Here is a 22,907-nt window from a genome sequence, read left to right as displayed (position 1 = left end):
TCTGAAAGACAATCGGGCTTCTTCATCGGAGCCCGCTTGTGAAAGAAGAGTTGCGCAAACGCCGGTCATGGCTGGATGGCTTCATGGCCTATCCCGCGCCGGCCACCGTGAGCGAAACCCACCTTCGCGAGAACATCATCCTGCTCGACCAGGCGCTCTACGCGCTTTGGAACCTCGGCGACAACCTCATCTTCGCGTGGACGCCCGAGGCGCGCGGCCTGCGCGTGCTGGTGGCACCGCACCAGATGCTCACCGAGTACGCGCTGGACGACGGCCGGCTGCCGCCCGAGGAGCTGGCCCGCCGCGCGCGGCTGCTGGACAACCTGCTGTCCAACCAGGAGCACCTCGACGCACAGGCCTTCGATGCCGTCAGCGAGGATCTCGGCGTCAAACCCCGCTTCATCAGCCTGCCGTTCTCGCCGGAGAAGGGCCTGGGCCTGCCGCTGATCGCCGCCATCGCCGCGCGCTACGGTGTTCGCCTGGTGGAAGACCGGGCCGTCATCCTGTTCGACGCCGTCGGCTTTTCGCTGCTGACGCCGCTGCAGCAGGTCGTGCAGCTCAACAGCCTGTCGTGCTCGGTCAACGCGGCCTACGCCAAGCTGCTGGACCGCGAGATCAACATCAACTTCGCCCGCACGACGACGGGCGACGGCTTCTACATCTGGAACCGCATGCGCGGCGTGGAGGCCAACGTCGAGCTCTACCAGCTGATGCAGTTCATCCTGGCCGACAACGCACTGGCCCACGAGCGCGCCACGCGGCCGGAGTCCGTGCCGCGGCTGCGCGCCTGCTTCCACGTCGGCTCGCACTACGAGTTCTATCAGTCCGAAGGCCTGAATCCGACTTCCTTCAGCTACTTGGTCGGCCAGGTCACCATCGAGTTGGCCCGCATGATCGAGCGCGCGGAGCCCGGCCAGATCCTGGTCGGCAAGTTCAACACGATGATGCGCGACGAGACCTCCGGCGAGGATGTGCGCATCGACAGCCTCGACTTCGTCGAGCGCACCCGCGCGCCGCTGCGCAGCCTCAACGGCCTGAAGCTCGCCGGCTCCGAGGTCGACGAGATCGCCTGCTACCTGACCGGCCGGCGCGACGCCTCGGGCCTGTGGGGCATCAGCGAATACCAGGTGGCCGACAAGCACGGGCGCATCCACCGCGTCTACAACGCCAAGATCAACATCCACCGCCGCAACGGCGAGCCCATCTACCTCGGCCTGCGCGAGGAAGACCTGCCGCCGGACGCACCGCGCACGACGGCGGAGACCGACCTCCTGCCACTGCACGCCTGAGCCCACGTTGCCCGGAGCCCATGACCCCGGATGAAGTCACCATGACCGCATCCCCCGTCTCCGCCGCCACTCCCGACACCGCCGGCGCCGGTCAGCGCCGGCTGCTGACGCTGCTGTTCGCCGACCTGAGCGGCTCCACGGCGATGGCCGAGTGGATGGAGGCCGAGCATTACGCGGCCATGCTCGCGGCGCTGCGCGAGGTACACGAGCGCATCGTGCCGCACCACGGCGGCGTCATCGCGCGCATCCAGGGCGATGGCATGCTGGCCGTGTTCGGCCATCCGGAGGTGCGCGAGGACGACGGCCGCCGCGCCACGGAGGCCGCGCTGGAGCTGCATGCCGCCGTGCGCCGCCTCGTGCCGCCAGGCCCCAAGCCCTCGGGCTTCCGCGGCCTCACGCTGCACAGCGGCATTCACGCCGGCATCGTGCTCATCAACGACGGCGACCAGATGCGCGGCCGCTTCGAGTTGTTGGGCAACGCCCCCAACATCGCCGCGCGGCTGGCCGAGGCCGCCAAGGCCGACGAGATCATCGCCAGCGAAGAGAGCCTGGGCCTGCAGAGCCAGTTCTTCGACACCGGCCCGCGACTCACGCTGCAGCTGCGCGGGCGCGCCACGCCGCTGGCCGCCTACCGCGTGCTGGGTCGCGCCGCCGTGGGGCGGCGCTTTGACGCTAGCGTGCGCCGTGGCCTGACGCCTTTCGTCGGCCGCGAGGCCGAGCTGGCCCAGCTGCAAGCCGCGCTCGGCGGCGCACTGTCGGGCCAGACGCTGTGGCTGGGCGTGCGCGCCGGCGCGGGCGTCGGCAAGACGCGGCTGGCCGAGGAGTTCCTGCGCCACGCCGCCGAGCTGGCGGCCCACGCGGGGCAGCCCTGCCACATCCACCGCGGCTATTGCGAGAGCTACCTCAGCGCCGAGCCGCTGCAGCCCTTCCTGCAGATGCTGCGGGCGCTGGACGGCATGGGCGACCCGCCCGCCGAGCTGGCCGCCGCGCAGCACAGCGCGCCGGGCGACCGCGCCGATGCGCTGCTGGCGCTGATGACAGCGCTGGCGCGCCGTGCGCCACAGCTGGTCTTCATCGACGACCTGCAATGGGCCGACGACGCATCCATGCGGCTGCTGCACCGGCTGCGCGCGACGGCCGCCCGCCAGAGCCTGCCGCTGCTGTTGCTCAGCGCCAGCCGGCCCGCCACCGCCCGGCTGGCCGCGCACGACGAAGGCGCCCACATCATCGACCTGCCGCCGCTGGCCGAGCGCGAGGCCGCCCACGCCGTGCAGCAGTTGTTGCCGCAGGGCGACCCCTTCGTCGCCGCCGAGGTGCAGCGGCACGCGGGCGGCAACCCGCTGTTCATCGAGGAGCTGTGCCACGCCGCGGCCGAGACGCCCGACGGCCTGGTGCAGGGCCAGAGCAGCTCGGCCTGGCTGGCTGCCCTCGTCGAATCCCGCGTCGGCCGCCTGTTGCCCGAGCAGGCCGCGCTCGTGCGTGTGGCGGCCGTCATCGGCAACGTCATCCCCGCGTGGCTGTTGGAGGCGCTGTCCGGTTGCGGCGAGCAACACCCGGCCGTGCGCGCGCTGGCGGTGCAGGATTTCATCTTTCCCGACCAGCTGCCTGGCCAACTGCGCTTCAAGCACGGCATCACGCGTGATGTCGTCTACGAGGCCACCGGCCTGCACGAGCGTCAGGCACTGCACCGGCGCATCCGCATCGAGCTGACGGCGCGCGGCGGCACCGAGAGCCAGCTGCACGAGCAGCTGGCCTACCACGCCGCCGCCGCCAACGACTGGGCCGCCGCCGCGCTGCATGCTGAAGCCGCAGGCGACCAGGCGCTGGCCGTGTCGGCGCTGGACCGTGCCAAGAAGCAGTTCCGCGCCGCGCTCGCGGCGCTGGAATTCCTCGAAACACCCGACGAGAGCGAGGAGGCCACGCGCCTGCGCCACCGCCGCTGGGTGGGCATTGCGCAGCGCCTGGGCATGGCCTGCGTGTTCGACGCGTCGCAGGACGACCTGCGCGTGCTGCGCCATGCCGCCGCGCTCGCCGAGGCCGACGGCGACCCCGGGCTGATCGCCCGCACCGAGTACTGGCTGGCCTACGTCGGCTATGCGCTCGGCGAGACGCGTGTCAGCCTGCGCCATGCCCGCTCCGCCGTCGCCAAGGCCGAGCAATGCGGCGACCAGGCCCTGCTGGCGCAGCTGCCGGGCACCGTCGGCCAGCTGCAGGCTGCCGCGGCGCACTACGCCGATGCGCTGCCCATGCTGGACCTGGCCATCGGCCGACAGCGCTCGCGCGCCAGCAAGAGCGCTATCAACCGCATCGGCCTGGGTTTCTCATTGTGCTGCCGCGCCTATGTGCGCGGCGACCAGGGGCATTTCGACGAGGCGCATGCGCTCTTCGCCGAGGCGCTGGCGCCGTTCGCCGGTAGCGGCCATGCGGTGGAGGCCAGCATCCAGGGCTGGCGGGCCGCCGTGCTGCTGTGGCAGGGCCGCTGGGCCGAGGCCCGCGAAGCCGCTGACGTGGCCCACCGCGTTGGCGCGCAGGTGCGCAGCATGTTCACCTGCGCGATGGGCCATGCTGCGGCTGCCTATGGCGCCTGGATGCAGTCGGCCGACCCGGGCGCGGCGCAGCGCATCCTCGACGCCACCGCGTGGCTGGCCCCGCGCGGCGGCGGCCTCTACAGCAGCTTCAACCATGGCTGGCTGGCCGACATCTACGCGGTGCAGGGTCATGCGCGCGCCGCGCGCCACCACATCGCGCTGGCGCTGCAGCGCGGGCGGCAGCATGACTGGATCGGTGGCGCCATGGCCTACCGCGCCGCGGCGCGGCTGGCCGCCTGCGCCGGGGATGCGACGCAGGCGCGGCGCTACGTCGCCCTCGCCCGCCGCGTGGCCGACCGCCGCGACTCGGCGCACGAAGCCGCCGTCACGACGCTGTTGGCCGCCGAGCTGAAGCTCGACGCCGGCTGGCCCGACGCGCTGGACCGCGCCCGCGCCGAACTCACCCGGCTGGGCATGGCCGGCTTCCTGCAACGCCCCCACCACCGCTGCTGACCTGCCACGCCGATGCGCTTCATTCCCGCCTCACTCGTCGCGCTGGCCGCCGCCGCCGGCGCCGCGCCCCAGCCCTTCACCGGCCCCGACTACAGCGGCCGCTACCAGTGTCGAGGCCAGGACGACCACGAAGGCCCCTACACCGGCACGGTGACGCTGACCCTCGTGCGCGAGCAGAGCAGCGGCCGGCATGGCGCCTACCGCTTCGAGCTGGAGGTGCCCGGCTACGGCCGCTACCCTGGCGAGGCCGCCAGCGACGGCGCGCAGATGGCCATCCATTTCGCGCTGACGGACCAGGCCACTCAGGACTACGGCACCGGCATCGCCAGTTTCCGCAAGACGCGCGACGGCCGCTGGCAGTTCAGCAAGTGGTACTACGAGCCGGCGTTCAAGGGCGGCAACTTCGGCAGCGAGACCTGCATGCAGGCCAAAGCTGGCAGCGCACCGGCTGGGGTGTCATTACCGCACTGACCGGGAGCTTTTTTGGAGCCGACGCGGTCACGGACAGGCCCGGTACGTTCCCTCGAACGCGGGGTGCCATGCGACTAGCTCCTGCGGCATCGTGCCGCCGCAAACGTCGCACGCGACGTGAAGGAGAAAGAATGAAACCTGCAAGGCACCGCGTTCAACTGGGGCGGGTCGCCGCCGTGGCGCTGGTGGCCGTGTTCGCAGGGGCCGGTCCGGCCGGTCCGGCCGAGGCGGCCACGATCGGCATCAATGGCACAGTGCTGATAGCGACCGCGGATGGTGGAGACGACCTGTTGACGGCTACGCTGTCGGGTTCCGAGCTGGATTTCTTCGGTCTCTCGTTCACCGTCGTCACGCCAGGCTGTAGCGGGGAGTTCAGCACCGTGCGGTGCTCGTTGACGGGTGTGACCGAAGTGCGCATCGACATGGGCACCGGCGACGACGTGCTCGACCTGAGCGGCGTCGACACCATCGCAATGCCTGCCGGCATGCCACCGATGAAGTTTGTGGCACTCGGGGGTGCGGGAAACGACGTACTGATCGCCAGTGCCGGCAATGTCAACGAGTTTTGGGGTGGCGCGGGCGACGATGTGCTCACCGGTTCAGCGACCGGCGCTTCGTGCCTCAACGGAGGCGACGGTCAAAACGTCCTCATTGCCGGAGCCGGCGTTGGCTTGCCGGGAGCGAGCTGCAACAGCTCACAGCCGGTTTTTGGCCCCGCGCAGCCTGTGCAGGTGCCGGAGCCGCATGGCCTGGCGCTGGTCTTGAGCGCATTCGGCATGGCAGGCCTAGCGCGGCGCCGAAAGTAGCTGGTCCGCCCTCGGGGATATGGCTGATCGTCAACGACCGCCGGAATGCCACGGTCACCAGGCAGCCGAGCAGCATCAGCATGGAACGCCCTGCGTGAGCGCCAGCCGATCCCGAGGGAGACTCGCGTGAATCAACACGTCACCTCTCCAGCGGCTCGTGTGATTCGACGTCGCCCAGCTTGCCGTATCTGAGTCGCACGTCCAGCCGGCCACGGCCGTCGCTGTCCACCTCTGCAGACTTCAGCACGCCCATCACGTAGTGTTCGACGCGCAACGGCTTGCCGGTGGCCGGGTTGATGAACTCCACCGTGTCGACGACACCATGGGTGTAGTGGGTGCGCAGGTCGGGATAGAGGTCGCCATCGGTGTCCGACTCCGACACCGCGACATTGCCGTTCTTGAACCATTGCCGGGTCTCGAACACGCCGTCGAAGTTGTCGTCAGCCTCCGCGGACGCGACGCGCCCCTTGGCGTCGTAGTGAACGACGTAATCGATCTTGCCGTCCAGGTTGCGGTCCACTTCCGCCTTCAGCATCAGGCCGTTGGGCGAGGTGGTCCATTTCTCGTCCAGCTGCCCGTCGCCGTTGTAGTCGATACCCTCCGTGGAGGCCGGCGCGCGGTAGGCGGCGTAGGTTCCGCCGACGCCGAGGGCCAGGCCGATCAGCATGCCACGCAACGTCGACGACTTCCGCGCACCTTCAGGCCGCGGCGTGGGTTCGACCTGCGTGCGCTCCCAGCGTTCGATGACGGCCCGTGCCGCCGGGTGATCTGCGTCCGCCACTTCCAGCCGCACCAGCCCGGTCGCCGGAATCTCGCCCACCGCGCCCTGCAGCGCCTCGCCGCGGATGTGGGCGTCGATTCCCTCCTGCTTCAGCAGGTCGACCAGCATGTGCGCCTCGATGGCGCTGCCGGCTTCGTAGGCCGTCTTCATCAGACCGAAAGCGCTACCACCGTCGGTGACCCGGTGAAGCGCATGACGCCGGCGTCCAGCACGGCCGCGATGACGCCCAGCATGACGCCCATGCCCATGCCGTAACCCGGGCAGGCATGCGGCGGTGCGCCTTGCGGGTCGGCACGGTCGCCGCCGAAGACGACGTGGTGGCGCAGCGGGTCCTGCTGCGTGGCGGAGCCGAGCGCCGCGACGACGGTGTCGCCGGCCTTCACGTCCACCTGGCCCAGCCGGTGGTCCGTACGCGCCAGGCGCCAGATCTGGAAGGGAGTGGGCTTGTAGTTCAGCGTGGCCACCAGCGCCGGGCGCAGGCGGGCGACGGCGGCCGTATAGCGCTCCGGCAGGCTGGCCGTGGCGGGCACCTCGTGCCATTGCGGCTGCAGCTCCCACAGCTTGCGCGTCTGCACCCAGATGGCCAGCGTGGCCAGCAGGTTGGCATGCGTCGTCGGCGGGAAGCCCAGCATGACGCCGGCCAGCGTACGCAGCGGCAGGTCGGGCGGCGCATCCGGCACGGCGCGGGAGGCGGCCAGGATGGCCTGCGTCAGCCTGGGCAGCTGCTCCGGCGGCGTGGCGTCCAGCCAGCGGCCCACGGCCGCGGTGAAGGCGCTGCCGGCCTCGCGCCCGGCCTGGCAGACGGCCGGCGTCGGGTGCGGGCCGAAAACGTAGCGGGACACACGAAACAGCGCGGCCGGGCAGCGCGGCGCGGCGGGCTCGGTCGGCGAGTGGAACTCGGTGCCCCAGACATGCCGGCCATCCGGCGGGCCGAACCAGACCTGGCACAGCTTGGCCAGCACGCCTTCACTCAGGCGCTCCAGGTCCAGCGGCGTGTCGGTGGGCAGGTCGGCCGGTTTCTGGCTGACTGGGAAGGCGGCCAGCAGCGCCTGCGCTTCCTGCCGAAGCCCGGCGATGCCCCCGCTGGCGACCTGGTAGGCGGCCATGAAGGCATCGGCCTCGGTGACGCTTTCCAGGATCTTGTTGACGGCCGGTGCCTGCTCGCGGTGGCCGCTGTCGTCGTCCAGTCCCAGAAAGCCGACGCCGACCGAGTCGGCCATCCGCTGGCCGTAGCCGCGGTTGGAGTAGCGGTCGGGGCTGTTGCGCAGCACCTCCTGCACGCGGTCGGCTGCGCCGACGAGCACGCCGTAGGCGGTGGCAACGACGCCGCCCGGCTGGGCGCGCACCCAGGCCCAGGTGGCGTCGCGCTTGTTGGGGTCCTCCAGCGCCTCGCGCCAGCCGTCAGCGTCGTCCGGCGCGGGCATGGCGGCCGGCAGCGCCGCGGCCGGAAGTTGCGGCAGCGGCAATTCAACGAGACCCGGCAGCGCCTTCAGCGCCCGCACCGATGGCACGAAGAAGTACGCGCCCCACTGCAGCGTGACGAAGGGCTCGCGGCCGAGGTCGATCTCGTAGGCGCGCTTGTCATGCTCGAAGGGGTAGATGCGAGGCGCGTTGCCGTCCACCACACCCAGCAGCGGGTCGTTTTGCGCGGAGTAGCCACCGCTGGCATTACCGCCGGCTACCCAGCGCTGCACGACCTCGAACTGCTCGGCCAGGTGGGCGTTGTAGGCCATGAAGACGAGGCCGCGGTCGGCGTCGTCCGCCGGCTGCTGGCGGTTGGGCGGCGGGCCATAGCTCATGCCGCGGCGCAGGATGCGCGGCATGCGAGCCTTCGCGAAGGCCATGTCAGCGCCCTGGTCGCGCGGGTTGGTGCGGCGAATGTGCGCGTGGAAGGGGCACAGCGCGCCCTTGGCATCGGCCTCGTAGTTGAAGTCATTGACGGCCTTGTCGTCGGCCAGCGGCTCGCCGGTGCGCCAGCGGCCCATCAGCTTGGCCAGCAGCACCTCCTTGGACAGTCCGGTGCGCGCGGCCTCGGCCGTCACGCGCGCGTCCAGCCGGCCGACGTACTGGCGCAGCTTGCGCACGACGAGGAAGCTGCCGCGGTCCAGCAGCGGGTCGGGCTGCTCGGGCACGGCATAGCCCTTGTCGCGCGCAGTGGGGAAGCCCTGCAGGATCTCGCCGTCGTGCACGCGGTCGTCCCAGCGCTGGCCGGTGGGCTGCGGCGCCTGCCATTGCGGCACAGGCTGGCTGATGCCGTCCTTGAAGCCGAAGTTCTCCTGGTCCAGTGCGTTGCTGCGCAGCGGCTCGAGGGCCATCAGCGCGAGGCCCGTGCCCTGGGTCAGCGCCTGCGCGGCGGCCTCGATGCGGGCCTGGTCGGCCGGCGTGACCGCCTCGCCCGCGTCGGTGCTGGCAAAGCGCAGCTGCACAAGCATATGGGCCGTGGCGGGGTCGAAGCGGTCGCGCCCGTTGACATGCGGCGCCAGCGCCCAGTGGCTGGGGTGGTTGTGGCGCACGTCGCCCAGCAGGCCGGCGCGTGCAGCCATGCCCTCCTTGAACGCCTGCGGGAAGCGCTCCAGCCGCGCTGCCGGCACGCCCAGCGCGGCCAGGCCGGCAAGCGTCAGCGCCAACTGGGTCCAGACGCCTTGCAGCGGGCCGGCGGCTGGCGGGTGCTGGCCCTCGGCCGTCGTGGGCGCGGTGGACAGCCAGGCCAGCGCCGCGGCCGGCTGGGCGATGCGCAGAAGCAGTAGCGCGCCGCGGTTGGTGGGCAGCTTGGTCAGCATGCCAGCCTGCAGGTCTACATCTGTCACGTCCAGCGCACGGGCCTGCACGGCGGGCGCGGGCAGCGGCGTCTCGAACCACTGCAGCATCGCGAAATGACGCCGCCGCAGCAGCTCGCCCGGCGTGTTGCCGGCGCCGATGGGGAACTGCGCGTGCGTGTCCAGTCGCGTCAGCTCGAACAGCACGTCCTGCGCGGCGCGCAGCAGCACACGGCCGTCCCAGGCGGTCTCGTTGAAGTAGCGCTGAAGCGTGAACAGCCCGGCCAGCGGCACCAGGCCGCGCGCGGCCATAGCGAAGCGGTCGGCCGGCGTCGTGGGCAGCGGCGTCACCTCGCCGACGGCCGGGGCGCGCAGGCGGTCGGCCGCCAGCTCGCTGGCCCGGCCGCGCTGGCTGGCCTCCAGCTTGGCGAGGTATTCGGCATCGCTGACCGTGCGGCCGGATTCGATGAACAGGAAGTCCGCCGAGATCTCGTGCGCGCGCACCCAGCGCGCGTAGGTCTCGAAGCTGCAGTTGCACGACAGCTCGTATCCCTCCACATGGCACAGGATCAGGTCCAGCGTGGAGCCGAGCTGGTCCCAGATGACGCGCATGTACGGCTCCCAGCCGCCATCGAAGTTGACGTTGAGCAGCAGCCGGTCGGGTGCGCCGTCCTTGCCGTCGATGATGGCCCATCGGAAGGAGTGGACGATGCGCCATCGGGCGACGATGTCGGTGTAGGGCGAGGCGGGTGCGCTGCTCTCGCGCGAGCCCAGCCGCAGGCCGTTGAGCGTGCGCAGCACCTTGCGCAGCCGGTCCACGTACGTCGCCACCTCCAGTGCGTCGACAAAGCCGGGTTTGATGTCGGCGATCAGCACCAGATCGGTGATGCCGCCTAGTTGAACGTCGTTGCCACGGGCCATCTTGTGCCTCCCTCGTTGCGTCGGGCGCGAGTATGCAAGCGCCGGGTGACCCGTGTCTGGAAGCACCGCCCACAAGGTTGATTAGGCCGGCTGCCTGAGGCTGGTCGCCACCAGCCACAACTCGTCCCCGAAATGGCGCAACCTATCGCAAACCCGCAGACGCCCGGGCCGCCGACGCGCACAGTGCAAGCCATCGACACGGGAGCACACCATGAACCGCATCAGCACCACCAACCGTCGCACCGCTAACCTGCAGGCCGCCGCCGCCGTGGCGCTCATCGCTCTCGTGGCGACGACGGGCGCAGCCTGGATGACGCTGACCGTGCCGGCCGAGGGCCAGGCCATCGTGACGCTGGAGCCGGTGCTGATCGAAGGCCGGCGCAGCAACGCCGCGTCCGACGTGGCCGAGCTTCAGCAGCTGCCGCGGGTGGTGGTGGTCGGCCGACGCAGCGCCGAACCGGTGCAGCTGGCCTCGGCCAACTGACTGCCCGCGCTCAGCGGCCCAGCACGCGCAGGATCTCGCGGCCGTAGGCTTCCAGCTTCTTGGCGCCCACGCCGCTGATCTCGCCCAGCTCGGTGAGGTCACCGGGCACGACGCGCGCCATCTCGGCCAGCGTCGTGTTGTGGAAGATCACGTAGCCGGGCAGGCCGTGCTCCTTGGCCACCTCGGTACGCCAGGCCTTCAGCGCCTCGAAGCGCTCTGCGGCCTCGGCGTCCAGCCCCAGCGCCGGGTCGGCCTTGGGCTTGGCGCCGCCGCGTGACGCCTTCATCCGGCCGCGCGGCTTCTTCTCCTCGGCCTCGCGCAGCCGCACCTCCACCTCGCCCTTGAGCACCGCGCGCGCGCCGTCCTGCAGCGCCAGCGTGTTGAACTCGCCCTCGGCAGCCACATGGCCCAGCGCGATCAGCTGGCGCAGCACCGCGCGCCACTGTTGCTCGGACAGGTCCGCCCCCACGCCCCAGGTGGACAGCGACTCGTGCTGGTACTGCTTCGTCTTGTCCGTCGTCTTGCCGCGCAGCACGTCGATCAGGTGGCCGGCGCCGAAGCGCTCGCCGCGCTGATGAAAGCGGTAAATGCAGCTCAGCAGCTTGCGCGCGGCCTCGGTCGCGTCCCACGTGGCTGGCGGTGTCAGACAGTTGTCGCAGTTGCCACAGGGTTGGCTGGCTTCACCGAAGTAATTCAGCAGCCTAACGCGCCGGCAGTCGGTTGCCTCGGCCAGCGCCAGCAGCGCGTCCAGCTTGCCGCGCTGGCCTTGCTTGAAGGTCTCGTCGGCCGGGCTCTCGTCGATCATGCGGCGCTGGTTGACGACGTCCGCCAGACCGTAGGTCATCCACGCCTCGGCCGGCGCGCCATCGCGGCCAGCGCGGCCGGTCTCCTGGTAGTAGGCCTCGATGTTCTTGGGCAGGTCCAGGTGGGCGACGAAGCGCACGTCGGGCTTGTCGATGCCCATGCCGAAGGCGATGGTAGCCACCATGATGAGCCCGTCCTCGCGCAGGAAGCGGTCCTGGTGCCGGCGCCGCACGTCGGCGTCCAGGCCGGCGTGGTAGGGCAGCGCGTTCAGGCCCTCGGAGGTCAGCCAGTCGGCCGTCTCCTCGACCTTCTTGCGGCTCTGGCAGTAGACGATGCCGGCCTCGCCCTCGTGCTCGTCGCGGATGAAGCGCAGCAGCTGCTCGCGCGGCGAGCCGTTCTTCTCGACGATGAGGTAGCGGATGTTGGGCCGGTCGAAGCTGCTGATGAAGACGCGCGCGTCCTGCAGCTGCAGCCGCTCGATGATGTCGCGCCGCGTCAGCTCGTCGGCCGTAGCGGTCAGCGCGATGCGCGGCACGTCGGGGAAGCGCTCGTGCAGCAGGCTCAGCTGAAGGTATTCCGAGCGGAAGTCGTGCCCCCACTGACTGACGCAGTGCGCCTCGTCGATGGCGAACATGCTCAGCAGCCCGCGCTCGTGCAGCGAGGCCAGTTGCGCGAGGAAGCGCGGCGTCGTCAGCCGTTCGGGCGCGGCGTAGAGCATCGTGAGGCGCCCGCTCATCATCTCGCGCTCGATGCGGCTGGCCTCCTCACCGGTCAGGCTGGAGTTCAGAAAGTTGGCGTGTACGCCGGCTTCCTCCAGTGCACCGACCTGGTCATGCATCAGCGCGATCAGCGGGCTCACGACGACGGCCACGCCCTGGCCGCGGTTGTGGCGCAGGATGGCCGGCACCTGGTAGCACAGGCTCTTTCCCCCGCCGGTGGGCATCAGCACCAGCGCATCGCCGCCAGCGGCCACCTGCTCGACGATCTCGGCCTGCTGGCCCCGGAAGGCGGTGTAGCCGAAGACTGCTGACAGGACCTGGCGCGCGGCAGTGGGCAGGTCGTCGTTCGGGCTGGGAAGATGCACGGGCGGATTCACGCCGCCATTGTCCCAGGAGCCTTCCCATGACCTCGTCCGACCCAGCCGCCGCCTTGCGCGATCGACTGATCCGCAACTTCAACGACGTGCCGCGTGAGCGATTCGTTCGCGCGCCGCGCTACGACACTGAGGGCGGCTCGCTCTCGCAAGGCACGGCCGCCACGCAGCTCGGTGCGCGCATCGAAGTGCTCGCCCCCGGCCAGCAGGGCTGCCCCTACCACTACCACCACGCCGAGGAGGAGATGTTCGTCGTGCTGCAGGGCGAGGGCACGCTGCGCGTGGCCGGCGAGCTCGTGCCCATTCGCGCGGGCGACACGATCTTCATCCCCGCGGGTCCGGAGTACCCGCACCACATCATCAACACGTCCGCCGCGCCGCTGCAGATTCTGTCGGTCAGCACGCAGGCCGCCGTGGAGGTGTGCGTCTACCCGGACTCGGGCAAGGTCGGCAGCTTCGCGCCGGGTGTACGGCTGCTGCAGCACCAGGGCGCGGGGGTGGACTACTGGGACGGCGAGGCTTGAACGCAGGTTTGCAGCGGCACGCTGATCGAGGTCGCTCCACCCAACGCCAGGCGCAGCGGCGCGCCGCTCACGGTCTCCTGCCCCAGCAGCAGCTCAGCGAGCGCCGCGAGGCGGTCGCGCTGCTCCTCCAGCACGCGGCGGCAGTCGGCCTGGGCACCCTCCAGTAGCGCGCGGGCTTCGTCCAGCAGCGACTTCTGCACATCGGGCCCGATCAGCTCGCGTGGCACGCCGGCCATGCTGAGCAGGCCGAACGTCTTGCCGAAACCATACGAGCCGACCATCGACGTGGCCAGTTCGGACGCGCGCTTGAGGTCGTCCGCCGCGCCGGATGAGGCGTTGCCGAACGCGATCAGCTCCGCCTCGCGGCCCGCAAGCATCATGGCCAGCCGGGCACGCAGCTCGGGCTCGCCGTACAGCGGCTCGTCGCGGTGGCGGGTGATGTAGGTGACGCCAAGTGCCGGCCCGCGTGGCTCGATGCTGACGCGCTCCACGCTGCCCGCGGCCAGCACATGCGCCACCAGCGCATGGCCCGACTCGTGGAAGGCGATGCGGCGCAGCGTCTCGGGCGAGATGACTGCCTTGCTGCTGTTGACCTCGCCGCCGAGCTGGTGGGTTTCGAGCGACTGGTAGAGGCGCTCCTGCCCCACCTCGGTCTCGCCTGCCTCGGCGGCATAGGCCGCGGCGCGGTTGACGCAGTTGGCGATGTCGGCCGGCGACATGCCGACCGAGGTGCGCGCGAACGAGGCCACGTCCATTCCCGCGGCAGCCTTCACTTGGCCCAGGTACAGCTCGAAGAGCCGCTCGCGCTCCGGCGCGGTCGGTAGCGCGGTGCGCACGATCATGTCGAAGCGGCCGGGCCGGCGCAGTGCCTCGTCGACGTTGTCGACATGGTTGGTGGCGCCGATGACGACGACGTTGTCCAGCGCCTCGAAGCCGTCCATCTCGACGAGCAGCCGGTTGATGATGCGGTTCTGCTCCTGCTCTCCGCTAGCGGCGCCTTCCTTGCCGCTGCTGCGCCGGCCGATGCCGTCGATCTCGTCGATGAAGATGATGCACGGCGCGGCCTCGCGGGCACGCTTGAACAGCTCCTTCACGCGGCCGATGCCGGCGCCGTAGAACATCGCGCTGAAGGCCGAACCGTCCACGCTGATGAAGTTGGCACCGCACTCGCCGGCCAGCGCCTTGGCCAGCAGCGTCTTGCCGGTTCCCGGCGGGCCGTCCAGCAGCACGCCGCGTGGCGCGCGGGCGCCGACGGCCGCGTACTGGCGCGGGTCTTTCATGAAGGCGGCCACGCGGCGCAGCGCTTGCTTGGCCTCGCCGGCGCCGATGACATCGTCGAACCGCAGCGCCGGCTTGGCGGCCAGCGGCGTGCGACCGCTCAGCAGCCCGCGCCGGTGCGCCAGCAACAGCAGGCCGCCGACCGCAGCGACCGCCAGCAGCGGCGCCAGCGGCGCGAGGCCCCGCTCCACGGCCTGGGTGAGGCGCTGGCTGCCGGTGCGGGCGTCCACGTCTATCTGGGTCAGCGTGAAGCCCTGCGCCAGGCTCAACTCGCCCAGCCGCGCGCCGGTCTCGCCGCGACACGGCGGGCCGCAGTCGATGAGCCGCGTGCTGTAGTGCTGGCCTGCCCGGTCGGTGTAGAGCACGAGCGGGCCATCCACACCCACGGCGGCGACCGCACCGGTGCGCAGCGCCCGCTCGAAGACGGACGCCTCGCGCGGCTGCGCCAGCCACTGCTCGGGCCGGCTCTCGAAGGCGAGCGCGGTAGCGTTCTTGCGCGCCCGCACCTCGCCGGCGGCGCGCTGCTGCAGCAGCGTCAGGCCACATAGCATCAGCAATAGGACCGCGACGGAGACGGCGATGAGAAGCTTCTGGCGGAAGGCGGGGGCGGGCGTCTTGCTGGCGCTGTCCATGGTGTCGAAGAACGGGGGGCGGCAATGGGAGCCGGCGCGTGCCGGTCAGGCAAGACTAGTCGCCCGGCGCCGGCGCGGCGTGTGCATCGTTCAGGCCTGACGCCACCGTTACACGCACCGCGTGCAACAGCCGTAACGACCGCGCATTACTGCCGGGCCGGGCGGCGTCCTCCGTGTTTCGGGGGGGCGCACGGGCTGCGCAGGCTGCCTTGTCAGTGCCCTGGCAGCTGCTTCCGCAGCGCAGCGGCTGGGTCGCGCCCGAGGCTTTGCTGCGATCACCGGCCCCGTGGCAACGGGCATGTATCGCAGGCTCAGTAATGCGGCGGCAACTCGTCGCGCAGGCTACGGACCCCTCCGGGCTCTGCTGCCGCGCGGTCGCGCAGCTCCACCAGCTCGCGCACCAGCCGGTCGATCTGCGCCTGCTGGCGCACGACGACGGCGTTGAGCTGCTCCACAGTGTCCTCCGTGAAGCTGAGCTTGATCTCCAGGTCGGTGATGCGCTGTTCCAGCGCGTGCAGGTCGGGGTCCATGCCCCTATTGGATCAGGGCAGTGCGTCCAGCGCCTCGGCCCATCGTGCGGCCACCTTGTCGTAGCCGCCGCGCGTAGGATGGATCTCGTTGGCCCAGTCGCCCGAGGCGCCGGTCGAGTCGCGCTCGGCCAGCACGAGGCCGGCGGCCTGGCTGTTGACGATCTGGATGGGGCCGGCATCGGGATGGGCGTCCATGCGGGCCGCGGCGAGCTGGTTCAGCAGCGCGCCCAGGCGTTGCATCAACAGCTGGCCGATGCCCAGCCACGCGTCCTCAGGCACCTGGAAGTCCACCAGCGCCGGCTGCAGCCACGGGCCGAAGCCGGCGCCAGCCGGCGCGGGGCGCGGGCGAAGCAGCGCGTAGTCGTGCATGACGAGCGGCTTCAGCCGGCTGGCGCCGCTGTCGCGCAGGTCCAGCAGCCCGTCGAAGACGGCGCCGAGGTAGGTACTGAAGGTCTGCCAGCCCTCGTCGCTGAGGTAGCCGGCGGGGTCGTTCGGCGTGCCGCGCTCGGCGGGCGTCAGCAGCAGGCGCTGGTCGCGCGCGGCCGTGGGCGGCGCGCCGATGGCCTCGATGAGGTCGTTGCCGCCGCCGGAGACGAGGATGGCGGTCCACTCGCGCTGCACGTTGCCGCACAGCAGGTCGACGAACTTCGGGTTGCGAACGCTGTCGGTCATGCGGCGCAGCACGGCGCCGGGTGCGGCGCAGTTGACCGCCACGGCGCCACGTTGCAACACCAGCTCGGCCAGCACGTTGGTCGTCAGGTAGGGCGGAATGGCGCCGATGGAGAACCACGAATCGCCCTGGGCCAGGAAACGCTGGCCGTAGAGGTCGAGCGGAAAGGGCTCTTCGCCGTCGAGGTCGTAGGGACTGATGAGCTTGACGGGGTGCGACATCGCGGAGGTCTCCTGCAAAGCCCCGCAGTGAACGCCGCCAGCCGCGCCGGCGCAACCTCAAAACTGCTAACGCGGCCGCTCGCCCCGTGAGCTGATCGACGCCATCCCCGACACGGAGCGCTGAACGCTGGGGTTGCCGAAGTACTCCACCGAGCCGACGCCCGAGATCCGCGCCGCCAGCTCGTCGGTCACCCACATCACGACGCTGCCGATGCCGCTGACGCCCACACTCGCGCGGCTGGCCTGCAGCCGGTCGGCGGCGACCTTGCCTTTGCCGGAGATCTGCAGCGCAAGGTCGTCGACGCGGCCGCTGAGCTGGCCGGTGCCGGCGCCGGAAATGGCAAAGCTCAGCTGGCGGGCCTGCAGCTGGTCCAGCCGCACGTTACCCGCGCCGCTGATACTGAGCCGCAGCTGGTCGCTGCGCAGCAGGCCGGGCGCGTAGAGGTCGCTGGCGCCAGAGACGGAGAGCTCGCGTAGCTGACGCATCTCGACCTGCACGAACAGCTTGTCGGCGTTCCAGAACTTCCAGCCGCCGGTCGGGCGGATGACGAGCTGGTGGTCGTTGAGCTGCACGTCGACGCCCTGCTGCGCCTCGGCATCGCCGGCGATGTAGGCCTGGTCGCGATCGCCCTGCACGAGCACCACGCGCGCGGCACCAGCCAGCTCCAGCCGGTCGAAGGGGCCGGGCGTGTAGACCTTGCCGGGGCCTGGCGGCAGCGGCGGCACCGGGCTGGGCGGGGCCGCAGTCGCAGGTGGCGCCAGTGGTGCGGTCGGCGCTGGCGCCGCAGGCGCGGTCGGCGTCTGCGCGGTGGCGAGTGTGGTGGCCCATGCGGCGGCCAGCAGCACGCCGTTCAGCAGGCGCCGCTTCACAACGACTGCTCCCTGAGCATCTTGGACACCTCGCGGTTGGCCGTGATGCGCGTGCCGTCGCGCAGCTGCACGACGAGCTGGGAGTTCTCGTCGGGCGTCATGCTGTCGACGAAATCGAGATTGACGATGCAGCCGCGCTGCACGCGCAGGAAGCGGCTCTTGTCCAGCCGCTCCTCGAAGCTGGCGATGGGCAGCCGCACGAGGAAGCTGCGGCCCTTGCTGGTGATGGCGGTGTATTTGTTGTCGGAGCGCAGGCTCTCGATGTCGGCCACTTGCAGCGGGAAGATCTTGCCCTGGTCACGCACCAGCAGGCGGGTCAGCGGCGTGTCGGCCGGCGAGCCGAGCGCCTGGGCCACGTCGGCGGGGCTGGGCGCGGCCTCGCGCAGCGCGTGGCCGATGGCCTCATCGAAACGCTCGCGCGAGAACGGCTTGAGCAGATAGTCCAGCGCGTGCAGTTCGAAGGCCGTGACCGCGTGCTGGTCGAAGGCGGTCGTGAAGATGATGCGCGGCGGGTGGTCGTCGCCCTGCAACTGCTGAACGACCTGCAGGCCGGTCATGCCGGGCATCTGGATGTCGGTCAGCACCAGTGCGGGCCGCAGCGCGCGGATCTGCGCGAGCGCTTCGTCGCCGTCCTGGCAGACGGCCACAAGCTGCAGGCCTGGCGTGGCCTTCACCCAGTCGGCCAGCGCCTCGGCGGCGAGCGGTTCGTCTTCGGCGATCAGGACAGTGGTGGTGGTCATGACGGGGTACTCCAGCGATTCATGGCAACGAGTGCGCGCGACGTGGGCAGGTGACGATCTCATGCCTGGGGAATGAAAAGGTCGACGCGGAAGCCGGTGCCGGGCGCGGTGTGGATGCGCAATCGCGCCTGGCCGCCGTAGTCCAGTGCGAAGCGCTTTTTCAACGCGGACAGGCCCACGCCGCGGCGCTGTCCGGGCCGGGCCTCCAGCGCGGCCGGATCGCAGCCGGGGCCGTCGTCGGACACGGCCAGCTCAAGCCCCTGGTTGAGCGCGTTGCGTCGCGCCGAGATCGTCACGCAGCCACCGGTCTTGCGCGGCGCCACGGCATGCAGGATTGAGTTCTCCACCAGCGGCTGCAGCGTCAGCGGCGGTAGCTCGTCGGCCATCACGCGCTCCTCCAGCTGCCAATCCACGCGCAGCCGCGGGCCCAGTCGCAGCGCCTCCAGCGCCAGGTAGTCACGCAGGAAGTCGATCTCGTCGCACAGCATGACGCGGTCCTCGGCGCCGCGCTTGGTGTCCAGCACGTAGCGCAGCATCGACGCGAACTGCAGCAACGCCGCCTCGGCGCCGGCGGGGTCCTTGCGGGTCAGCGCGATGAGCGTGTTCAGCGTGTTGAACAGGAAATGCGGGTTGAGCTTGCCGCTGATGGCGGACAGCTCGGCCTTGGCCAGTGCGCTCTCGGCCTGCGCCGCCGCCACGGCCGCCGTGCGGGCCGCGCGCGCCTGCAGCACAGCCGTGAAGGCGGTGGCGATGACCGCATAGGCCACCAGCCCCCAAATGGAGCGCCACAGCAGCCCAGCCACCAGCACGGCGCCAGCATGGTCCATGCCGAACAGCAGCGCATTGACGGCGAACTCGCCGGCCTGCCAGCAGACGGCAAAGCCCAGCGCGGCCAGCAGGTGCGCCATGGCGGTCGGCAGCGGCCCGGCGTCGCTGGTGTGCAGGCGGTGCGCCACCGGCCACACGGCCACGCCCAACAGCATCGGCGCCCACAGCATCGTCGTGGCCTGATAGACCGCCAGCCAGAACGGGTCCAGGCCGCGGTCGAATTCGCTGCCGGCCAGCACGAACAGCGTCCACGTCAGCAGGCAGCAGCCGGCGTAGGTCAGCCACAGCCTGCGGCGGCTGCGCAGGGTGTGAGGGGCTGGGGTGGCGGGCATCATGGCTTCATCTTAGGGAGCCCGACCGGCCTCCCGGGTGGGCGGGAGACGAAGTGCGGCCCTGGGGGTGCGGGATGCGGTCTCCGCGGTGTTGCTGACTGCCGCAAGCCCCCCCTCGAAGTCATAATTCGTCCCCTTCCCCATCGAATTCGGACGAGCGTCATGGCCAGCGTCAACAAAGTCATCCTCATCGGCAACGTCGGCAAAGACCCCGAGGTTCGCTATAACCCCAGCGGCGGCGCCTGGTGCACGCTGAGCTTGGCCACCACGCGCAACTGGAAGAACCGCGAGACCGGCGAGCGCCAAGAAGAAACCGAATGGCACCGCGTCGTCTTCAACGACCGCTTGGCCGAGATCGTCGGCGAGTACGTCAAGAAGGGCCGGCCGCTGTACGTCGAGGGCCGCCTGAAGACCCGCAAGTGGCAGGACAAGGAAGGCCGCGACACCTACACCACCGAAATCATCGCCCAGGAGATGCAGCTGCTGGGCGGCCGTGAAGGCATGGGCGGTGGCGACGAAGGCGGCGGTGGCGGCTACGGCCGCGGCTCGGACGACATGGGCGGCGGCGCCCCGCGCGCTGCAGCCCGCCCGGCGGCCCCGCGTCCCGCGCCCCAGCGCGCACCGGCCCCGGCGCCCAAGGCGTCGACCGGCTTCGACGATATGGAAGACGACATTCCCTTCTAGACCGACCATTAAAGCGTTGTAAACAAAAGGCCCGTGGCGCCAGTCACCACGGGCCTTTTGCTTGTTTACGCGCTTCCCTTGCTGGGTCGGAGCGACACCAAGGGGTGATCCGAAATGGTGGCGCGCGATGGGTGATTCTCGCCGCGCGGCAGATAGGGCCAACTTTTCCCATCGGGCGGTGATTGCCAACCCGGCCGTCGGGACGCTGACGAAGGAGCAGGTTGCCGACCTGTTCCTCGGCAAGAGCCAGGCCTTCACGCCTATCGACCAGAACGAGGGCTCTGCGGCCTACGCGGACTTCTACAAGAAGGCCGGCGGCCGCGATGTGGCCCAGGTGAAGGCCACCTGGTCGCGCATCGTCTTCTCCGGCAAACGCCAGGCACCCAGGCAGGTGGCCGATTCGGCAGCAGTCAAGAAGGCCGTCGCGGCGGATCCGAAGGCGGTCGGCTACGTGGACAAGAGCGTTGTCGACAGCAGCGTCAAGGTGCTGTTCAGCCTGGATTGAGCCTGTTGCGGGCCGCTGCAGTTCAGGCGGCCCGCGTGCTCACCAAGTCGCCGAATACGCGACCATCACCCGCCGCGCCTGCGGTTTGAGCGTCAGCTTGCTCTGCGAGCTGAGCCGGTAGCTGAAGGCTCCGCGCAGGCCGGCCATGCCGGCATCCTTGGGCTTCTCGAAGTTCATGCGCGACGCCCAGCCGCTGTCGCGCTGCCACAGGGGGGCCTCGACGCCGCCGCTGATGCGCCGCGTGACGTCGTAGCTCACGCCGGCCCACAGCGCCTCGCGCACGGCCGCCTGCGGGCCGAACTGCAGCGGCGAGCGAAGCTGCTGCTCCACACCCAGCTGGTAGCGCCAGCGGGAGGACTCGCGCTGGCGCGCGAGCCACTGGGGGTCACGCCAGTTGAGCTGGGGGTCCGGCACCGCGGCCGAGAACTGGGACGCGGACTGGCCGGCGAGCGGCGCGCCGCTGAGGCTGACTTTCTGCACTTGGGCGTGGACCGGGCCGGCGAGGCTCAGGCAGGACAGCAAGGCGATCAGGCGGGTTGACATGGCAGGCTCCGAATGGCTGGGCAGCACCTCATCGATGAGACAAATATTGGTCGACCGCCTCGCCTGCCGGTGTCGGCATCGGCTGGAGCCGCTTATCGGACGAGGGTGTGCCGCGCCATGGCCGCTTTTCTTGCCGGTCGGCCGCGGCCTACAGGGCAACGTCCGCGATGCCGACCCTGCGGCACACCGCCACGCCGGACAGTGCAGCCATCCCCGGAGGTCTGCCATGAAGCCCCAGCAACTCGCCCTGCTGGTGTCGGGCGCCCTGCTTGCGCTGGTCGTGCTGTCGGCCTGCCGCAAGGAGGTGCCGCCTACACCCGCGCCTGATAACCCACCCAAACCCACCGTGCTGGCCGCGGTGTTCGGCCGCTAGCCGCCATGGCAGGCGGCAGCCCGCGGGCGCTCTGGAAGGGCGCGATCTCCTTCGGCCTCGTGCATGTGCCGGTGGCGCTGCATGCAGCGTCGCAGGAGCAGGAAGTCGATTTCGACTGGCTGGACGCCCGCACGCTGGACCCGGTGGGCTACAAACGCATCAACAAGCGCACCGGCAAGGAAATCGCCCGCGAACACATCGTCAAGGGCGTGAAGCTGGCGGGCGATGAGGTCGTTGTCTTGTCGGACGACGAGATCCGCGCGGCCTACCCCAAGCGCACGCAGACGATCCAGATCGAGCAGTTTGTGAAGGCCGAGGATGTGTCCTTCGTCTACCTCGAGAAGCCCTACTACCTGGCGCCGGACGACCGCGCCGAGCACGTCTACGCGCTGCTGCGCGAGGCGTTGGCGGCGTCGGCCGTCATCGGCATCGCGCGTTTCGTGCTTCACAACAAGGAGCACCTGGCCGCGCTCGTGCCGGCCGGCCCGGCACTGATGCTCGGTACGCTACGCTGGGCCGACGAGATCCGCGCCGCCGACAGTCTCGGCCTGCCGCGGGCCGGCGCCGACGACCCCAAGCCCGCTGAGCTGAAGATGGCCCGCCAGCTCGTCGAACAGATGACCGGCGACTGGCGGCCGCAGGACTTCAAGGATGACTTCGCCACCGCCATCCGCACGCTGGTGCAGCGCAAGGCCCGGGCCGGCGACAAGGCGACGGTGCAGGCCCTCGAGGAGGCGCCCGACCTGAAGGGCGCCGACGTGGTGGACCTCACCGACCTGCTGCGCCAGAGCCTGCGGGGGGGCCAGCGCGAGCGACCGGCCACTCGCAAGACTGCCCGCAAGAAAGCGGCCTGACCGCTTCCATCCGCAGGCCGGGTCGGCACGTCCCGCGAATCCGGGATGCGGTGGCCGTACCCGCCGGCGGTCGACTTCCGCAGAATCAGGGTCCCTCCGGAGGACGCCCGCCATGAAAACCCTGCTCATCTACGACGACCTCGTCGCACTGAACCGCGACCAGCACCGCCACCTCAAGCTCGCGCCGCCGAGCCAGCCGTTCGCCTTCGCGCGCGGCACGAACTCCGTGCTGATTGCCGCGAGCGAGCTGCCGCTGGCGGCACTGGACTTTCCCTGCGTCTTCGTCGAGGCCGCCGACGGCCACAGCCTGGCGGCCCTCGTGGGCCTGCGCGACCACGAGAACCTGTTCGTCCAGCCCGATGGCCACTGGGCCCGCGGCAGCTACCTGCCGGCGTTCTTCCGCCGCTACCCCTTCGTGCTGGCCGAGGCCGAGGGCAGCGACACCTTCACCGTCTGCCTTGACCGCGCCTCCCCGGGCCTGGGTACCGACCAGGGCCAGGCCTTGTTCGACGACGACGGCGGCGAGACGCCGTGGCTGGAGGAGGTCAAGCGCTTCCTGCTGAACTTCCGCCAGGAGATGCAGGTGAGCCGCGACTTCGCCAACCACCTGGCCGCGCTGGAACTGTTGCAGGACGGCGTCATCGAATACACGCTGGACGGCGAGAAGAGCACGCTGCGCGGCTTCAAGACCGTCAACGAGGCCAAGCTGCGCAGCCTGGACGCCGCCGCGCTGCAGGACCTCGCGGCCCGCGGCTGGCTGGGCTGGGCTTACGCCCATCTGCTGTCCATCCAGCAGGTGCAGCGACTGGCGCTGCGGCTGGACGAGCGCCGCACGCTGGACAAGGCCGAGCGCGACGCCGCACCGGCCACGCACTGA

The 22,907-nt window shown here is 70.5% G+C and carries 21 protein-coding genes; 11 read left to right on the top strand and 10 right to left on the bottom strand.

What is annotated here, in order from left to right; all coding sequences use genetic code 11:
• Positions 1-83 precede the first annotated feature (83 nt).
• The 4 genes from LXT13_RS13900 to LXT13_RS13885 all read left to right on the top strand — a co-directional run bounded on the left by LXT13_RS13900 (position 84) and on the right by LXT13_RS13885 (position 5,607).
• Complete coding sequence (locus LXT13_RS13900; RefSeq protein ID WP_233372516.1) at positions 84-1,289, top strand: hypothetical protein; 1,206 nt, start codon at positions 84-86, stop codon at positions 1,287-1,289.
• Positions 1,290-1,330: 41 nt separating this feature from the next.
• Positions 1,331-4,330 carry an ATP-binding protein gene (locus LXT13_RS13895; RefSeq protein ID WP_233372515.1) on the top strand — a complete coding sequence of 1,000 codons (3,000 nt, stop codon included), beginning with the start codon at positions 1,331-1,333 and terminating at the stop codon, positions 4,328-4,330.
• Positions 4,331-4,342: 12 nt separating this feature from the next.
• Positions 4,343-4,801, top strand: coding sequence for a hypothetical protein (locus LXT13_RS13890; RefSeq protein ID WP_233372514.1), 459 nt, complete (start codon positions 4,343-4,345; stop codon positions 4,799-4,801).
• 131 nt (positions 4,802-4,932) lie between these two features.
• Positions 4,933-5,607 (top strand): calcium-binding protein, encoded by a 675-nt coding sequence (locus LXT13_RS13885; RefSeq protein WP_233372513.1) that lies wholly within the window; start codon positions 4,933-4,935, stop codon positions 5,605-5,607.
• Positions 5,608-5,746: 139 nt separating this feature from the next.
• Here the strand turns inward: LXT13_RS13885 and LXT13_RS13880 are convergent, their stop codons facing one another.
• Both LXT13_RS13880 and LXT13_RS13875 read right to left on the bottom strand, forming a co-directional pair.
• Complete coding sequence (locus LXT13_RS13880; RefSeq protein ID WP_233372512.1) at positions 5,747-6,538, bottom strand: putative signal transducing protein; 792 nt, start codon at positions 6,536-6,538, stop codon at positions 5,747-5,749.
• Positions 6,538-10,065 carry a Dyp-type peroxidase gene (locus tag LXT13_RS13875; RefSeq protein ID WP_233372511.1) on the bottom strand — a complete coding sequence of 1,176 codons (3,528 nt, stop codon included), beginning with the start codon at positions 10,063-10,065 and terminating at the stop codon, positions 6,538-6,540. Before LXT13_RS13875 ends, LXT13_RS13880 begins: the two co-directional genes overlap by 1 nt.
• A gap of 211 nt (positions 10,066-10,276) precedes the next feature.
• Between LXT13_RS13875 and LXT13_RS13870 the strand changes: the two genes are divergently transcribed.
• Positions 10,277-10,549, top strand: coding sequence for a hypothetical protein (locus LXT13_RS13870; protein WP_233372510.1), 273 nt, complete (start codon positions 10,277-10,279; stop codon positions 10,547-10,549).
• A gap of 10 nt (positions 10,550-10,559) precedes the next feature.
• On the opposite strand, the gene recQ is transcribed toward LXT13_RS13870, so the two are convergent.
• Positions 10,560-12,449: a DNA helicase RecQ gene (gene recQ, locus LXT13_RS13865; RefSeq protein ID WP_233372509.1), complete on the bottom strand. Its 1,890-nt coding sequence runs from the start codon at positions 12,447-12,449 to the stop codon at positions 10,560-10,562.
• A 26-nt stretch (positions 12,450-12,475) separates the two neighbouring features.
• Here recQ and LXT13_RS13860 point away from each other — a divergent pair, with 26 nt between their 5' ends.
• Entirely contained in the window at positions 12,476-12,970 is a 495-nt protein-coding gene (locus LXT13_RS13860; RefSeq protein ID WP_233372508.1) for a cupin domain-containing protein, read from the top strand.
• Here the strand turns inward: LXT13_RS13860 and LXT13_RS13855 are convergent.
• The 6 genes from LXT13_RS13855 to LXT13_RS13830 form a co-directional block, all read right to left on the bottom strand.
• Entirely contained in the window at positions 12,949-14,880 is a 1,932-nt protein-coding gene (locus LXT13_RS13855) for an AAA family ATPase (RefSeq protein ID WP_233372507.1), read from the bottom strand. The genes LXT13_RS13860 and LXT13_RS13855 overlap by 22 nt on opposite strands.
• Positions 14,881-15,191: 311 nt before the next feature.
• Positions 15,192-15,410 (bottom strand): SlyX family protein, encoded by a 219-nt coding sequence (locus LXT13_RS13850; protein ID WP_233372506.1) that lies wholly within the window; start codon positions 15,408-15,410, stop codon positions 15,192-15,194.
• A 12-nt stretch (positions 15,411-15,422) separates the two neighbouring features.
• Positions 15,423-16,301 carry a hypothetical protein gene (locus LXT13_RS13845; RefSeq protein WP_233372505.1) on the bottom strand — a complete coding sequence of 293 codons (879 nt, stop codon included), beginning with the start codon at positions 16,299-16,301 and terminating at the stop codon, positions 15,423-15,425.
• A gap of 66 nt (positions 16,302-16,367) precedes the next feature.
• Positions 16,368-17,171, bottom strand: coding sequence for a head GIN domain-containing protein (locus LXT13_RS13840; protein WP_233372504.1), 804 nt, complete (start codon positions 17,169-17,171; stop codon positions 16,368-16,370).
• Complete coding sequence (locus tag LXT13_RS13835) at positions 17,168-17,911, bottom strand: LytR/AlgR family response regulator transcription factor (protein ID WP_233372503.1); 744 nt, start codon at positions 17,909-17,911, stop codon at positions 17,168-17,170. The genes LXT13_RS13840 and LXT13_RS13835 overlap by 4 nt, the downstream gene beginning before the upstream one ends.
• A gap of 59 nt (positions 17,912-17,970) precedes the next feature.
• On the bottom strand, positions 17,971-19,074 hold the full coding sequence (locus LXT13_RS13830; RefSeq protein WP_233372502.1) for a sensor histidine kinase: 1,104 nt from the start codon (positions 19,072-19,074) through the stop codon (positions 17,971-17,973).
• Positions 19,075-19,233: 159 nt separating this feature from the next.
• Between LXT13_RS13830 and ssb the strand changes: the two genes are divergently transcribed.
• Together ssb and LXT13_RS13820 are read left to right on the top strand one after the other, a co-directional pair.
• Positions 19,234-19,755 carry a single-stranded DNA-binding protein gene (gene ssb, locus LXT13_RS13825; RefSeq protein ID WP_233372501.1) on the top strand — a complete coding sequence of 174 codons (522 nt, stop codon included), beginning with the start codon at positions 19,234-19,236 and terminating at the stop codon, positions 19,753-19,755.
• 178 nt (positions 19,756-19,933) lie between these two features.
• The gene (locus LXT13_RS13820) at positions 19,934-20,260 is read left to right on the top strand and encodes a type 2 periplasmic-binding domain-containing protein (RefSeq protein ID WP_233372500.1); all 327 of its coding nucleotides are present in this window, start codon (positions 19,934-19,936) and stop codon (positions 20,258-20,260) included.
• A gap of 39 nt (positions 20,261-20,299) precedes the next feature.
• Here the strand turns inward: LXT13_RS13820 and LXT13_RS13815 are convergent, their stop codons facing one another.
• On the bottom strand, positions 20,300-20,803 hold the full coding sequence (locus LXT13_RS13815) for a hypothetical protein (RefSeq protein WP_233372499.1): 504 nt from the start codon (positions 20,801-20,803) through the stop codon (positions 20,300-20,302).
• Positions 20,804-21,029: 226 nt separating this feature from the next.
• Between LXT13_RS13815 and LXT13_RS13810 the strand changes: the two genes are divergently transcribed.
• The 3 genes from LXT13_RS13810 (at position 21,030) to LXT13_RS13800 (ending at position 22,907) form a co-directional block, all read left to right on the top strand.
• Entirely contained in the window at positions 21,030-21,176 is a 147-nt protein-coding gene (locus LXT13_RS13810) for a hypothetical protein (RefSeq protein ID WP_233372498.1), read from the top strand.
• 5 nt (positions 21,177-21,181) lie between these two features.
• Positions 21,182-22,030, top strand: a complete 849-nt coding sequence (ku, locus tag LXT13_RS13805; RefSeq protein ID WP_233372497.1) for a non-homologous end joining protein Ku — start codon at positions 21,182-21,184, stop codon at positions 22,028-22,030.
• A gap of 112 nt (positions 22,031-22,142) precedes the next feature.
• Positions 22,143-22,907 (top strand): SapC family protein, encoded by a 765-nt coding sequence (locus LXT13_RS13800; protein WP_233372496.1) that lies wholly within the window; start codon positions 22,143-22,145, stop codon positions 22,905-22,907.

Source organism: Pelomonas cellulosilytica (genome assembly GCF_021353265.1).
Classification (GTDB): Bacteria; Pseudomonadota; Gammaproteobacteria; order Burkholderiales; family Burkholderiaceae_C; genus Pelomonas; species Pelomonas cellulosilytica.
Note: the sequence above shows the minus strand (reverse complement) of the source record. Positions and strands in the feature narration are given on the sequence as shown.